Origin of the sequence: Nocardia abscessus, from assembly GCF_015477775.1 — a bacterium.
GTDB classification, from domain to species: Bacteria; Actinomycetota; Actinomycetes; order Mycobacteriales; family Mycobacteriaceae; genus Nocardia; species Nocardia abscessus_A.
Window position 1 is genome coordinate 16390 of sequence record NZ_JADLQO010000009.1, and the last position, 13610, is coordinate 29999.

The 13610-nt window shown below is 67.9% G+C and carries 13 protein-coding genes; 8 read left to right on the forward strand and 5 right to left on the reverse strand.

The genetic code is table 11. From position 1 onward, the window contains the following. Position 1: 1 nt before the first annotated feature. From IU450_RS22250 to IU450_RS22270, 5 genes are all read left to right on the forward strand, one after another. Positions 2-598: a hypothetical protein gene (locus IU450_RS22250; protein ID WP_195151681.1), complete on the forward strand. Its 597-nt coding sequence runs from the start codon at positions 2-4 to the stop codon at positions 596-598. Continuing rightward, the gene (locus IU450_RS22255; RefSeq protein ID WP_195151682.1) at positions 595-1257 is read left to right on the forward strand and encodes a hypothetical protein; all 663 of its coding nucleotides are present in this window, start codon (positions 595-597) and stop codon (positions 1255-1257) included. The genes IU450_RS22250 and IU450_RS22255 overlap by 4 nt, the downstream gene beginning before the upstream one ends. A 347-nt stretch (positions 1258-1604) precedes the next feature. Beyond that, the gene (locus tag IU450_RS22260) at positions 1605-2720 is read left to right on the forward strand and encodes a hypothetical protein (protein ID WP_195151683.1); all 1116 of its coding nucleotides are present in this window, start codon (positions 1605-1607) and stop codon (positions 2718-2720) included. A 250-nt stretch (positions 2721-2970) separates the two neighbouring features. Beyond that, the gene (locus tag IU450_RS22265) at positions 2971-4242 is read left to right on the forward strand and encodes a cytochrome P450 (protein ID WP_195151684.1); all 1272 of its coding nucleotides are present in this window, start codon (positions 2971-2973) and stop codon (positions 4240-4242) included. A 423-nt stretch (positions 4243-4665) separates the two neighbouring features. Beyond that, on the forward strand, positions 4666-5046 hold the full coding sequence (locus IU450_RS22270) for a VOC family protein (protein ID WP_195151685.1): 381 nt from the start codon (positions 4666-4668) through the stop codon (positions 5044-5046). Positions 5047-5148: 102 nt separating this feature from the next. Here IU450_RS22270 and IU450_RS22275 read toward each other — a convergent pair whose 3' ends face one another. The 3 genes from IU450_RS22275 to IU450_RS22285 form a co-directional block, all read right to left on the reverse strand. Next, on the reverse strand, positions 5149-5583 hold the full coding sequence (locus tag IU450_RS22275) for a hypothetical protein (protein WP_195151686.1): 435 nt from the start codon (positions 5581-5583) through the stop codon (positions 5149-5151). A 130-nt stretch (positions 5584-5713) separates the two neighbouring features. Then, a complete protein-coding gene (locus IU450_RS22280; RefSeq protein ID WP_195151912.1) occupies positions 5714-7285 on the reverse strand; it encodes a serine hydrolase in 1572 nt (523 codons plus the stop codon). Between the two features lie 186 nt (positions 7286-7471). After that, the gene (locus IU450_RS22285) at positions 7472-9193 is read right to left on the reverse strand and encodes a GMC oxidoreductase (RefSeq protein WP_195151687.1); all 1722 of its coding nucleotides are present in this window, start codon (positions 9191-9193) and stop codon (positions 7472-7474) included. A gap of 183 nt (positions 9194-9376) precedes the next feature. Here IU450_RS22285 and IU450_RS22290 point away from each other — a divergent pair, with 183 nt between their 5' ends. Beyond that, positions 9377-10075, forward strand: a complete 699-nt coding sequence (locus IU450_RS22290) for a TetR/AcrR family transcriptional regulator (RefSeq protein ID WP_195151688.1) — start codon at positions 9377-9379, stop codon at positions 10073-10075. 61 nt (positions 10076-10136) lie between these two features. Continuing rightward, positions 10137-11123 carry a nitronate monooxygenase gene (locus tag IU450_RS22295; RefSeq protein ID WP_324197768.1) on the forward strand — a complete coding sequence of 329 codons (987 nt, stop codon included), beginning with the start codon at positions 10137-10139 and terminating at the stop codon, positions 11121-11123. A 3-nt stretch (positions 11124-11126) separates the two neighbouring features. On the opposite strand, the gene IU450_RS22300 is transcribed toward IU450_RS22295, so the two are convergent. Both IU450_RS22300 and IU450_RS22305 read right to left on the reverse strand, forming a co-directional pair. Further along, entirely contained in the window at positions 11127-11321 is a 195-nt protein-coding gene (locus IU450_RS22300) for a hypothetical protein (RefSeq protein ID WP_195151690.1), read from the reverse strand. 40 nt (positions 11322-11361) lie between these two features. Beyond that, positions 11362-12678: a family 1 glycosylhydrolase gene (locus tag IU450_RS22305; protein WP_195151691.1), complete on the reverse strand. Its 1317-nt coding sequence runs from the start codon at positions 12676-12678 to the stop codon at positions 11362-11364. A gap of 403 nt (positions 12679-13081) precedes the next feature. On the opposite strand from IU450_RS22305, the gene IU450_RS22310 reads away from it, so the two are divergent. After that, complete coding sequence (locus IU450_RS22310) at positions 13082-13564, forward strand: nitroreductase family deazaflavin-dependent oxidoreductase (protein ID WP_195151692.1); 483 nt, start codon at positions 13082-13084, stop codon at positions 13562-13564. Positions 13565-13610 lie beyond the last annotated feature (46 nt).

A 13610-nucleotide genomic window follows, 5' to 3' on the forward strand; every position in this document is an offset into this window, starting at 1 on the left:
CGTGATCACGGTGCGCGGCGAGAACTGGCCCTGCGACTCGGTGCGGGCCTTCCCGGACTGGTCGGAATCGGTGACCGCCCAGGTGCAGAGCGGCTCCTTCGACGCCCGCGTCGGTGTGCCCGCCGGAGCCGAACCGGGCCCGCACTCCCTTCTCGTCGCCTGCCTCGGAACATCCCAGCGAATTGCCGCGAGAGCCTCCATCGAGATCGTGTCCGCGCCGGTCGTCACGACCACCACGGACGAACCCACGACCAGCGCGGACGCTCCCGCGACCCCCGCGCCGACCGGTGGGCGTCCGACCACGGCGCAACAAGTCGACGACCGATCTCAGGAGACCGGAGTCGGGGATATGGTCGGCCTGGGCGGCTTCCTTCTCGCCCTCGCCGTGGCACTGCTTCTGCTGCGCGGCCTGCGCAAGAGTCCGGGCGGCAGGTCGCACCCGCCCGACGGTGATCCGCACCCGCCGCAAGTACACGTGCAGGTGGTCGCGGACTCCGCCCCAACGATCCACATTCGCCAGGTCGCTCGCGCGCCCGCCGTTCGGGTTCGGCTGCGCGCCGGCGAGCCGTGGCTGCACGTCGAGGAGGTGCTCGGATGACAAGTCCGGCGTCGATCAGGGCTCGGGCCGTACTGTTCCAGAACGCTCCGCACGAGGTCGGTGTGGGCGAGCTGGCCGAGCGCCTGCATGAGAGAGGTGTCGAACACTTGGCCCTGCGCCGAGTGCCGGGCGCCGCCGCGATACTGCGGTCCGCGGCGCTGCACGAGGTGGCCGAGACGATCGATGGGCTGCTCGAGGTCGACCTCGGCAGTGTCGCGATCGGGGGTTGGCGCCGCTACGACCGGCTGCGCAGAGCGGCGATACGTACCCGCTCGGGCGGAGTCGAGCAAGTCACGCTGTTCGAACACGAGATCACCCAGACCTACCGGCCGTGCCTCGATGTCACCGTCGACGGCAACCCGGTCGGTGAGTTCACGGTAGAGCTCTGCGTGGCGATGCTGCTTCAGCCGCTGGCCGCAACGGTCCGCACCGGCATGCTGGTGGCAGTGGGCCCCGGCGACTGCACCGTGACGGTATCGATCGGCGCGCCGGAACTCGGCCCGATCCTGAAGCGCGAACGCACACTGCACACCGCGACCATGATCGACCTCCGGTGGCCCATACCTCTGGTCGAGCAACCTCCGGTTCCGCCTCCCCCCTTGCCGTCCGGTCGCGTGCGCGGACCACGGCCGCCCGAATCGCGGTGGACCGGTGGGTGAGGGCGAGCCGGGCGCCGGACCCGGCACCGTCGAGCGGGCACGGCAGGGTTCGTCGGACACGGCGGCTTCGGACGATGCCTCGGCTCTGCTCCGGTGTGAGGGTGTTCCACTAAGCCGTTGGCGGACAACAGCTCTGGCCGATACACGCGGTGAAAGGCAGTCGGCCAGCGTTCGTCCAGCGCCTGCGGACGGGTCCGCTGGGAACCTCCGTCCGCTTCCTCGATAGCGTGGGAACATCAGGGGTGCCGGATCGCAGCGTGCCGTTGTACGCTTGCACAGCTACCGATCGGCGTAATGGGAATGCCCTGGATCGCGAAACCCGCGTCCAGACAACAGAAGAGCCACATATGACCAGACACGCGCATTATGTCGGCACCCTGCCCGCGGAACTGACGACGGGCGATCGCGCCGTCATGCAGTGGTTCACCGACCGCAGCGAGGGATGGCCGGTCACTGCCGTGCCGTGCGACCTCGACCCGCACTGGATTCTCGACTATCTGCGCACGCGCAAGCACCATACCGACGTCTTCGAGGTCGTCCGGGCAGGCGAGTACGCCGACTACGGCGATTTCCCCAGCTATGGTCTGCGAGCGGGCCGCACGTTGCAGCCGCGGCACGTATCGATGAATCGGACCGAGCGAATCGGCCGAGTCGTGGACGCGTTCGAGTCGCTCCGGAGCGAGCGGCCGGAGCTGGCGGAGACGAAAGTCCAGATCAGTCAACCCAACCCGCTGGATCTGGCGATGTTCGTCTTCGCAGGTGCCGCGGTCTCGGGTGGGCTTCCCGTCGGGCCCGCTCTGCGTCGCTTCGGTGTCGTTGTGGACGCGATCCGGCAGCTACCGGTGTTCACCGAAGCGGTGGTGCAAGAGATGACCGAGATCGTCGACCGGTACGGCGACCGGGTCGTCTGGCAGCTGGAGTCGCCCATCGCGCTGTTGAGTATGGTCAAAGCCGACCAACTGTGGTCGCAGTGGGCGCTCGCCCCGCTCGTGGCACGGCAGCTCGCCGGGTTCATCGGGCGGATGCACGAGATCGGAGCCGAGGTCATCGTGCACCTGTGTTACGGCGACTACCAGCACAAGAGCCTGCTGACGCCACGCAGTCTCGCCCCTGCGGTGAAACTGCTCGGCCGCACCGCGCGGCTGCTGAACAAGCAGGGGACGCCATTGCCTCCGGTACATATTCCCTGCGCTTACGGGGCCGAACCTGCTCCGCTGCACCCGCGATTCTATGCACCGTTGCGCAAGCTCGATCCGGAGTGGAGAGTGATCGCCGGTGTCGTGTCTCCGGACTCCGGTGAGGGCAGTGCCGGTGCGCTTGCTCTCTTCGAACAAGCGGCCGGTCGCGAGGCGTACGGTGTCGCCACCGCGTGCGGGCTCGGCCGATGCACTGTCGACGATGCGCAGCGGGCGGTCGCGACCACGGTCTCGACAGCCGCCGCTGGTGCCGGTCGCGAACCGTAGTCTGCCCTACGTCGGTCGGTGGCGATCCGGCGGAGGGCGAATTGCCTTGCCCGGACCCTTCTCTCGTGCCGAGGACGTCGCCGCCTAGGTCGGCACCACTATCGGAGCGTTGCTATGTTGCTAGCGTAAGCGGGTCGCCAAGCTCTGGACGACAGGACTTGGAAGGCACGTGTACCCGCTCACCGACCCGTATCCGCCGAATCCTGTTCCAGCACTTGGAGTCACATCCTTGACCAGACCACAGTCCCCGATGTCCGCGCCACACGCCACTGGATCCGGAGCGTGCCCCGTCCAGCACGGATCTCCCGCTGATGTGGATGTCCTACGAGTTCTGCTGTACACGAAGGAATTCGTCGCCGACCCGCATCACGCATACCGCGAGATGCGTCGCCAGTACGGCTCGCTCGTGCCGATCGAGCTGGCGCCCGGTGTGCCGGCCACCCTCGTGATCGGCTACCAGACCGCGGTGCGAATCCTCAGTGACCCCGACCACTTCCCAGCCGATCCGCGAACGTGGCAGAAGTCCATCCCCCCGGACTCTCCGGTTCGGCCGATGATGGAGTGGTATCCGGCCGCACGGTACAACACCGGACTCGCGCACGATCGCTATCGGAGCGCCTCCGTCGACGCCATCGACGGGATCGACTTGTTCGACGTGCCCTCCATGGTCGAGCAGATCGCTGTCCCGCTGATCAATGCCTTCTGCGAAGCCGGATCCGCCGACCTGGTGACGCAGTACGCGTTTCCGCTCGTCCTCGAGGTCCTCAACCAGATGGTCGGCTGCCCGGCCGAGATCGGTGAGCGGGTCGCGACCGGTATGGCCGCGCGCTTCGACACGGTCCGGGGGCCCGAGGGCATGAAGATGGTCAAAGAGGCGTTGATGCAGCTGATCCGGATCAAGCGCCAACAGCCCGGCAACGATGTCACCTCGCGTCTGGCGCATCACTCGACAGACCTCGACGACGTCGAGATCTTCGCCCAGCTCATGAGCTTCTACGGGGCGGGCTTCGAAGCGCAGCGCAATCTGATCACCAATGCCTTGCTGCTGATGATCACCGACGACAGGTTCCGCTTCGGCGATGTCCTCGGGCGGAATCTGTCCACCACCGACGCGCTCGACGAAGTCCTGTTCAACGACCCGCCGATGGCGAACTTCTGCACGACGTACCCGCGCCAGCCGATCATGGTGGACGGTGTCTGGTTGCCCGCGGACCAGCCGGTCGTCATCAGTCTCGCCGGCTGCAACAACGACCCGCAGATCCGCGGAAGCGACGAACCCGGCGGCAGCCGGATCGGCAACCGCTCCCATCTGGCCTGGAGCGCGGGCCCGCACGCCTGCCCGGCGAAGTCCGTCGCATACATGACGGTGCAGAACGCCATCGACCAGTTGCTCGATGCCCTGCCCGAAATACAGTTGGCCAAGCCACTGGCCGAACTGCAGTGGCGGCCGGGGCCGTTCCATCGGGCGCTGATGGCTTTTCCGGTCGTATTCCCCAAGTCCCCACCGGTGACCATCCGATAGGAGCCGCCCGGCGATTCGTGGCCATCGAAGCGGCGGCACCGATCCGGGCGGCCGTCGGTACGGCGTGGCTGCCGGAAACTACCCGCGCGGGCGCCTACCATGATCACGCTGTGTGACGTGGCGGCGCCGCACAGCGAACGGGGAAGCGGCCCGCTCGGCGTAATCCAACGCCGGGCGGGCCGTTGCATTCGAGCCTCCCGACCTGTCTGCCCCGTGAGTCACCGCGCGTTCAGCCCGTCGTAGCGGCCTCCCGGACCGCGCGGATATTTCCGGCGCCCGTCATCGAGCCGCAGTAGGCGGCACGAAAGACCGCGGATCGTCGCCGCAACAGGAATCCTTGTCGCGCAACAGGTGTGCTGAAGTGTTTGTCGTCGAGCGGCGCGGGTAGGCAACGACGAATGGCGTATGTCAGGAGGTCGGAGTATGGCAGCGAACAATAGGGTCGGGCAGTTGCGCAGTGTGGTGCTGGACTGCCCCGAACCGCGCAAACTCGCCACGTTCTATCGCGAGCTGCTCGGGGGAGACCTGCTCGAGGACGATGACGACGACTGGGTGGTGCTGGTCGAAACCTCCGGTAGGCGCATCGCGTTTCAGACAGCGCCGCAATACAAACCGCCGCGATTCCCCGACCCGGAGGCGTCCCAGCAGATCCATTTCGACGTGCTGGTGGACGACATCGCGAAAGCCGAGCCCGCGGCGCTCGCCCTGGGTGCGACGCTCGTGCAAGCCGAAACCGACGGTGCGTTCCGCGTTTACGCCGATCCGGTAGGACACACCTTCTGTTTGGTATGGCTGCCGGAGTGAGTTCAGCCCGGTCCGTCACCCGCCCGGCGATCGCGCCGGATCCGCGCGATTGCCGGACGGGGTGATGACGGGCCGGGCTACGGCGGGTAACGGCCGATCAGCTCATTCGGGCGGGGCCGGTCGACGGATCTCGTCGGCCACCGAACCGCCCGCGATGTCGGCCGCGACGCCGATCTCCTCTTCGTAGCGGTGGGCGACCTGCACCCCGTCGCTGTCGCAGGTGATGTCCTCGAGCCTCTCGGTCCTACTGGGCCGGGTCTGGTCGGTCTCCGGCGCTCGGTCCGGATCGACGTCGGGCTCCTCTTCGGCGAGCCGCTCTCCGATCGGCCGAGGATGAGCTTGCTCCCACGCCGTCACGCCGTACTTCGTGGCCCCGGTCCAGTGTTCCGGCGGGTCCATGCCTGCCTCGAGCGGGTCGGAGCGCAGCCGGTCCTCATCGAGGTCCTCGGCGCTGCTCAGGGCCGCCGGATCGGTTTCGACCGAGTCGGGCGCGCCCGTGTCCTGGGGCGGGTCGTAGGTCTCGTTCGGTTCGGTCATCGCCGCCTCCTTTCGGTGCACTCAGCGACTTCCCGCAACTCCCCTCGGCAAACCCTCGGGAAATGGGTGCGGCGACGGGCTGCGATCATCGACCGGAAGTGGGGCCGCGTGACCGGTACGGCGGAGATGGTCACTTCCGAGTGAATACGCCGAGGTGCTCGGTGTCGTAGTACTCGAGGATGAGCTTGTCGCCCTCGAAGGTCGCTTGTGAGACCGAACCCTGATTGGCGTTCTCGCCCGGGGGAGTGAAGACGAAAGTGTCGCCGTTCCAGTGTTTCAGAGGGAAGGTCATATTGTGCGGGCCCAGGCTGAGTGTCAGCGAATTACCGGTGGCGCTGACTGTCGCCGGTCCGTAGTAGGCGTTGTCGTAGGTGCCCGCATATGACGCGGAAGGTCGTGCGGGAGCCGGGTCGGCGGGCGGCTGTTCGCCGGCCAGTGCGCCCGCCGGCGCGCCGAGGGGCTCGAACGCCGTGCGATACAGCGAGCGCCAGTCCTGCTGGATCTTTCCGAACTGGACCAAGTCGGCGAACTCCGCATTGAGCGTTTCGGGCACCCCGATCGGCGCCGCGTTGGTCAGTGTCACGATGCCGACGTCCGCCGAGGGGATCAGGGTGAACGCCGTACCCGCACCGAGGCCGAACGCGCCCGAGTGACCGAGGACGACGCGGCCCGACGCGGAATCGGTCACGTTGAAGCCGAATCCGTAGAAGCCGGCTCGCGCGTCGGGCGTTGTCGGCGGCGACGACATGGCTTGCGGGGAGATGGCGGGCAGCAGATCCTCCGGTGGCACCAGGACGGAGCCATCTGCCGAGCCGTTCGCGAGCACCATCGTCATCCATTTGGTCATGTCCGCCACCGAGGAACTGACCCCTCCCGCCGGTGACTGCGCGTCCGGTTGTCGCTGCGGGTTCGCCACCTCGTACGTCCCGTCGATCAGGACGTGCCCCTCGGCCCGGTTGGGACGGGACGCGAAGTCGGCGTAGCGGGAACTGGTCGATTTCATGCCGAGCGGGCCGTAGATCGTTCGCTCGGACAACGTCTCCCAGTCGGTCCCGGCCGCGGCGGCCACGGCGACGGCGGCCGCGGTCAGTCCGAAGTTGGTGTACTCGTAGGAGTCCCGGAAGGCGTCCAGCGGCAACAGCCGAAGCCGGTCGAGTACCTGCTGACGGTCGTAACCGAGATCCTCCAGGAGGTCGCCCGCGTGATCGGGCAGCCCGGAGCGGTGCGCGTACAGGTCGCCGACTGTGACGTGCTCGGTGACGTAGGGATCGGCGAGCGCGAAAGAGGGCAGCAGCCGGCGCACCGGGGTGTCCCATTCGACGCCTCCGGCGGCGATCCGGCGAGCGACGACGGTCGCTCCGATCGGCTTGGAGACCGACGCCAGCTGGAAGACCGTATCCGGGTCGACCTTCTCCTTGGTCACGACGCTGCGGACGCCGAAGCCCCGGCTGTACACGACCTTTCCGCCGTGCACGACGGCGACCGCCATACCGGGGATGCCGGAGGAGGCGAGCAGGTCTTCGGCCAGTTGGTCCAGTTCGCCCACGGCGTCATCGATTCGTCCGTCCGGGATGGGCACACCCGCGACCTGATTGGGCATCATCGCGGAACTGGAGGGCGACCCGGCTCCGGCGGGGTCCGGCTCGCCGCCGCCGCACCCCGTCACGGCGAGAATGGTGGCCGTCGCCATCGCCATCGCCATCGGACCGAGCAGTGCGCGCCGCAGTGTGCTCACGGGTCGCCTCCTGGCTGTCGTAGCGACAAAAGACCAGATAAAGGCTAGTTCAGATGAGATTGCTGGGTGCAGGTTCGGTGGTCTTCGGTGTGTGGCGGGCGAGGCGTGGACGCGCTCGCCCGCCGTCGAATCAGGGCGACGCTCGGCCGGGAGCTACCCGGCGGCGGGCGTCTTGCGGATCTCCACGATCGGAAGCACCAGTGCGGCAGGCGAACCTGCCGGAACGGCCGGATGCACGGGCGCGATCGGAGCAATGCGCCGGTATCCCGTACCGACCGGCGGCCGGGTGTCCACTTCGCCTTTGTTCGGCCAGTACGCCGCCGCCCGCTCGGCCTGCGCGGTGATCGTCAGCGAGGGGTTGACGCCGAGGTTGGCCGAGACCGCCGCACCGTCGACGACGCTGAGGGTGGGATAGCCGTACACCCGGTGGTAGGCGTCGATCACCCCGTGCTCGGCGTCGGCTCCGATCGCCGCCCCGCCCAGGAAGTGGGCAGTGAGCGGGATGTTGAAGATCTCGCCCCAGCTGCCGCCCGCGATGCCGCCGATCCGCTGCGCGACCCGCCTGGTCACGTCGTTGCCCACCGGGATCCAGGTCGGATTGGGCTGGCCGTGGCCTTGTTTGCTGGTGAGTTTGCGGCCGAAGAGGCCTCGCTTGGTGTACGTGGTGATCGAGTTGTCCAAGTGCTGCATGACCAGCGAGATGATGGTTCGTTCGCTCCAGTTCTTGGTGCTCAGGAAGCTGAGCAGATCCATCGGATGCCGCAGCACCATGCCGAGGAAGCGCAGCCAGCGCGGAATCCGGCCACCGCCGTCGACCATGAGCGTTTGGAGCAGGCCCATGGCATTGGAGCCCTTGCCGTAGCGGACCGGCTCGATGTGCGTGTCCGGGGTGGGATGGATGGACGAGGTGATCGCGACGCCCTTGGTGAAGTCGACGCCCGGGCCCACCTTCTTGGTGGCCGCGCCGACGATCGATTCCGAGTTGGTGCGCGTCAGCACGCCGAGTCGGTCGGACAGATCGGGCAGCACGCCCTTGTCTCGCATGGCGAACAGCAGCTTCTGGGTTCCGCGGGTGCCCGCGGCGAGCACGACGTGCCCGGCGGTGAGCGTCCGCGGCTGCTTGCGTATCCAAGCGCCGGTGCGGGCGGTGGACACGTCCCAGGTGCCGTCGGGGTGCGGACGCAGTTCGGTGACGGTCGTCATCGGAATGACCTCGACGCCGGCCTGCTCGGCCAAGTAGAGGTAGTTCTTCACGAGGGTGTTCTTCGCGCCGTACTTGCAACCGACCATGCAGTCGCCGCACTCGACGCAACCGGTCCGCTCGGGCCCCACACCGCCGAAGTACGGGTCCGGCACGGTCTTCCCCGGCTCGCCGAAGAACACGCCGACCGGAGTCTGCACGAAGGTGTCGCCCACGCCCATGTCGTCGGCGACGGCCTTGAATACCTCGTCCGCGGGCGTCATGTGCGGATTGCGCACCACGCCGAGCATCTGCTGCGCTCGCTCGTAGTACGGGGTCAGCTCGTCACGCCAGTCGGTGATGTCACGCCACTGCGCGTCGCGGAAGAACGGCTCCGGCGGCACGTACAGGGTGTTCGCGTAGTTCAGCGATCCGCCGCCGACCCCGGCGCCGCCGAGGATGAGGACGTTGCGCAGCGGGTGGATGCGCTGAATGCCGTAGCAACCGAGGGCGGGCGCCCAGAGGAACTTCTTCAGTTCCCAGCTGGTCTTGGGCAGCTCGTCGTCGGCGAAGCGCCGGCCCGCCTCCAATACGCCGACTTTGTAGCCTTTCTCCACCAGCCGAAGCGCGGTGACGCTGCCGCCGAACCCCGACCCGACGATCAGCACGTCGAAATCCGTCGTCCGCTGGTCCATGTGGAACTCCTCGATCTGTCGCCAGTGACTCGGCTAACACTACTCCCGGGTAAGTAACGGTTCGCAACTCGTCCGGAACCGGCCGATCGCCCGCGAATGCCACAGCGAGCGGCTGCACCCGGACCGACAAGAGCGATGCTCTCCATAGTTGACATCGCTCTCTGAACCACGCATGGTTTTGCTATGCCGACGACCCCTCGCGCCCGAGCCCGGGCTCAGACCATGAACGACATCATCCGGATCGGGCGGGAGCACCTGGCGACCGACGGCGCCGCGGCACTGTCGCTGCGCGCGGTGGCGCGAGACCTCGGCGTGGTTTCCTCGGCCGTCTATCGGTATGTCCGCAGTCGTGAGGAGCTGCTCACCCTGCTCGTGGTGGACGGTTACAACGCCCTCGGCGACGCGGTCGACGACGCACTGGCCGACGCCCCGGACGACCCGATCGATCGGCTGCGTCGCCTCGGTCGCACGGTGCGGCGCTGGGCGCTGGCCGAGCCCGCCCGCTACGGGTTGCTGTTCGGCACTCCGGTCCCCGGCTACGACGCGCCGGCGGCCGAGACCGTCGCCCCGGGCACGCGCGTGATCGCGACGATGATGACGCTGTTCGCGCGCGCCCACCACGACGGTCGACTCGCGGCGCCGGCCGGCGAGCCGCGGATATCCGCACCCCTCGCGGGCAGTTTCGCGTCGATCCGAGAGGAGTTCCAGCTCGAGCTGCCCGACTGGCTGGTCGTGCGCGGGGTGACGTTCTGGGTCGGCCTGTTCGGGGCGGTGAGCGCGGATGTCTTCGACATGTACGGCGCCGACACCTTCGCCGACCGTGACGAAGTGTTCGAACTCCAGCTCGACGGTTTGCTCGACATGCTGGGCCACCGCGGGTGATCACCCGCCCGAATGGGGGAGCCCGCGCCCGGTCGAGATGGCGTGTGCTGCGATGGAACGCGTGACGACGCCCGGCGAAGAGTCTTCCGCACCCGACCTGACTGCCGCGACCGCATGGGCGCACCGGATCGGTGCGCGGATCCCACTGGTCAACGCGCCGATGGGCGGCGTGGCAGGCGGACGGCTCGCCGCGGCGGTCACCGCGGCCGGTGGACTCGGCATGATCGGGATGGGCAGTGCCGGGTCGGTCCTGGCGCTGGAGCGGGAGCTGCCGCATGTTCGCGGTATCGACGGCCCGTTCGGCATCGGCCTGGTCGACTGGGTCGTCGCCGGAGAGCCGCGGCTGCTGGACGCCGCTGTCGAGGCCCGCCCCGCACTGATCTCGGTGAGCTTCGGCGAGGACCTCGGCTGGGCGGCCCGCGTCGCGGACGCCGGGATCGTCCCGGCCACCCAGGTGTACAGCGCGCAGGACGCGCGGCGTGCGCAGGACGCGGGGATCGGCGTCCTCGTGGCGCGCGGCGTGGAGGGCGGTGGACACGGCGCGGTGAACGCGGCGCTGCTGCCACTGCTGGACGAGGTGCTGGACGTGGCGTCGGTCCCGGTGCTCGCGGCAGGCGGCATCGGCGCACCGGCGGACCTGGCCGCCGTACTCCGGGCTGGGGCGAGTGGCGCGTGGCTGGGCACCTGTCTGGCCGCCTGCACCGAATCGTTGCTGTCGGATGCTGGCCGACGAGCCCTGCTCGACGCACGCGGCGCCGACGCCGTGCTCACCCGCGCCTACGACGTGGGAATGGGATTGCCTTGGTCGTCCCGGTTCCCCGCGCGGGTGCTGCGCACCGAGTTCACCGACCGGTGGACCGGGCGGGAGGACGAACTCGCTGCGGACCCGTCCGCCAAGCAAGCACTCGCCGAGGCGATCGCGGCGGACGATCCGGCGGTCGCGCCGGTCGACGCGGGCCAGGGCGTCGGTCTGGTCACCGCGGTGGAGCCGGCCGCGCGGGTGCTCGAACGGCTCTGGCGAGGCGTGACCGGGCCGGTCGCGGCCTGAACTTCAGTCCTCGCTGCTGGTCCGATCGCCGAGGTAGCGCAGCAGCTCCGGATCGGCGGAGACCAGCCGATCCACTTCCTCACCACCGGTGCACTGGTAGAGCGCGACGGTGACCGAATCCGGTCTGCGTGCGGCCACCCGCCAGATCCCGCCCGAATCGGTCCAGCGCCGGAGAACCGCGACGGGATCGTCGGTCATCGTCTACCTCCATCCGGTGGCGTATCCGAATGCCTCGGTGTCACCGGGGCACGGTGACCGGGTCGGCACAGCTGGCGGGTACGTCGACGAACGAGCAATCCTTCGGCGCACGGGTCGGCCGATAATCGGGCGCGACGCCACCGGATCGGGTGATAGCCGTGTACGCGGCCACCGCGTCCGTCGGCTTGCGCGTCAGCGCCGGATCGGTCAGGACGTCGACGGTGTACACGCCGAAACGGGGGGTGTAGGAGCCCCACTCGTAATTGTCGGTGAGACTCCAGTAGTTGTAGCCGATCAGGTCGATGCCGTCGGCCTTGGCGCGCTGGAGCCAGTAGACGGTGTCACGCAGGGAGTCGGCTCGGCCGTATCCGTCCGCGCGTGGCAGGCCGTTCTCGGTCGGCATCCCGTTCTCCACGATGTAGAGCGGCTTGTCGGGGAACTGGCGCGAATAGTGTTGCAGCGCATAGTAGATGCCTTCCGGCTGCAGCGGGTTCTTCCACAGCTCCGTGAAATTCGCCGAGCTGGTGAGGCTGTCGGGGGAGAGGCCGTAGTAGTAGTCGATGCCGATGTAGTCGAGCTTGGCGCCGATCTTGTCCACCAATGGCTTGTTCACCACGTCCTCGCCGCCGGGAATGTAGGCGACATTACTGGTCACCATCGCGTCCGGCTGAACGCGGTGAATGTGGTCGTAGATGCTGTTGTGCGCCTGAGCGATCCGGTCCTGCATCGTCGGCGCGGCGGTCGGCGCCAGGCCGCCGTGCCGCAGTTCGTTCACCAGGTAGAAGGTCGGCTCGTTGAACGTGACCCACAACGGGTTGTACCGGGCGTATCGATCCACGACGGTGCGTGCGTTGGCCAGCCAGTCCGCAACGATTCCCGGGTTGTCCCAGCCGCCGCGGTCCACCGCCCAACCCGGGTAGACCCAGTGGTCGATGGTGAGCATGGGGCGCATCCCGGCGGCCGTGATCGCGGCGACGACGCCGTCGTAGAACCTCCACCCGTCGGGGTCCCATTTACCCGGCTCGGGCTGCAGTCGAGCCCACTCGATGCCGACCCGATACACCTTGACGCCCAGGTCGGCGGCCAAGGCGATGTCCGAGCGGTAGCGGGTGTAGAAGTCGATCGAATCCCGATAGGGGTCCGCTGTTTTCCCGGACGCGACATAGCGGGACCAGTTGCTGTCCGGGGCATGACCCTCCGATTGGTATCCCGACGCGGCCACGCCCCAGAGAAAGTCCGGGCCCATCGGCGCGACGACAGCGGGCGGCGCAGGCCGGGCGGCCGGGGCGGCGCTCCCGAGCAGGACCGCGGTGACGGCCGCGAGGACGGCCGAGACGCGGCGGCGGTGGAAACGCATCGAACTCCTGTTCCGAGACGGTGACGGGCGCTCGTGGACCTCCGGCACGCGGACCGGTTGGGGTGAAGTCCACGGGGGACAGGGTAATTGGTCGCTTGTCCGTTTCCTGAAGTCAGGGGAGGGAAGTGGAGTCCGGCGGGTTGTCGTTGTGCCCGGTGATGGCCGGAAGCTGTGTCCCGATGCGGGAATGACAGTCAGTCAACCCTCGATGAGGCCGCTTCGAATAAACATATAGTTACGTAGATATGCGCATCTAACAATCTATCTCTCACCTCTCACAACCACAGAAAAAACAAAAACCAGCAAAGAAGGGGAGGGGGTCGGACGAATGCTCGGTGTGACATGACCCTCTGTCACGGCGTGCTGATTCATCTCGGCCCGAGGGCCGTGTCAGGATTCGTCCATGGTCTCGAATCCGTTGCCGCGAGTGGCTCGACGGCTGGCCCAGCGGCGCTGGGTGATGCGGTCGGCGCCGCTCGTGCTCCGGGTGGAGCGGATGCTGCGACGGGTGAGCGGTGGGCGGATGGGCGTCCTGGACTTGGCCGGGCTGCCGTCGATCGAAGTCACCGTGGCGGGGCGCAAGACCGGGCTCCCGCGCACCACGTCACTGCTCTACGTCCCGCGCGGTGCCGACTTCATCGTTCTCGGATCGAATTGGGGAAGTCACGCGCATCCGGTGTGGTCGGCGAACCTGCGTGCCGCGCAGACCGCCTCGGTCCGGCACAAGGGGGAGCAGTTCCCGGTCACGGTACGGGAGATCACCGGTGTGGAGCGAAAGCCGTTCTGGGATCTCGCGGTCGCGTTCTGGCCCGGCTACGCGATGGAGTACGAACTGTCCGGCGGCCGGGTGTTCCGTATCTTCGAGCTGCGTCGGCAATCCGCTTGAGCCGGTGTGGGATCGGGAATCGAGCGGCCGTCCGGTGTCGGTGGGG

What these genes read in the sequence shown, in the direction of transcription:
- IU450_RS22310 (WP_195151692.1), top strand. Translation starts at nt 13,082, where the DNA reads ATGGTCTCGAATCCGTTGCCGCGAGTGGCTCGACGGCTGGCCCAGCGG.
- IU450_RS22305 (WP_195151691.1), bottom strand. Translation starts at nt 12,678, where the DNA reads ATGCGTTTCCACCGCCGCCGCGTCTCGGCCGTCCTCGCGGCCGTCACC.
- IU450_RS22260 (WP_195151683.1), top strand. Translation starts at nt 1,605, where the DNA reads ATGACCAGACACGCGCATTATGTCGGCACCCTGCCCGCGGAACTGACG.
- IU450_RS22275 (WP_195151686.1), bottom strand. Translation starts at nt 5,583, where the DNA reads ATGACCGAACCGAACGAGACCTACGACCCGCCCCAGGACACGGGCGCG.
- IU450_RS22280 (WP_195151912.1), bottom strand. Translation starts at nt 7,285, where the DNA reads ATGGCGATGGCGATGGCGACGGCCACCATTCTCGCCGTGACGGGGTGC.
- IU450_RS22270 (WP_195151685.1), top strand. Translation starts at nt 4,666, where the DNA reads ATGGCAGCGAACAATAGGGTCGGGCAGTTGCGCAGTGTGGTGCTGGAC.
- IU450_RS22285 (WP_195151687.1), bottom strand. Translation starts at nt 9,193, where the DNA reads ATGGACCAGCGGACGACGGATTTCGACGTGCTGATCGTCGGGTCGGGG.
- IU450_RS22300 (WP_195151690.1), bottom strand. Translation starts at nt 11,321, where the DNA reads ATGACCGACGATCCCGTCGCGGTTCTCCGGCGCTGGACCGATTCGGGC.
- IU450_RS22265 (WP_195151684.1), top strand. Translation starts at nt 2,971, where the DNA reads ATGTCCGCGCCACACGCCACTGGATCCGGAGCGTGCCCCGTCCAGCAC.
- IU450_RS22255 (WP_195151682.1), top strand. Translation starts at nt 595, where the DNA reads ATGACAAGTCCGGCGTCGATCAGGGCTCGGGCCGTACTGTTCCAGAAC.
- IU450_RS22290 (WP_195151688.1), top strand. Translation starts at nt 9,377, where the DNA reads ATGCCGACGACCCCTCGCGCCCGAGCCCGGGCTCAGACCATGAACGAC.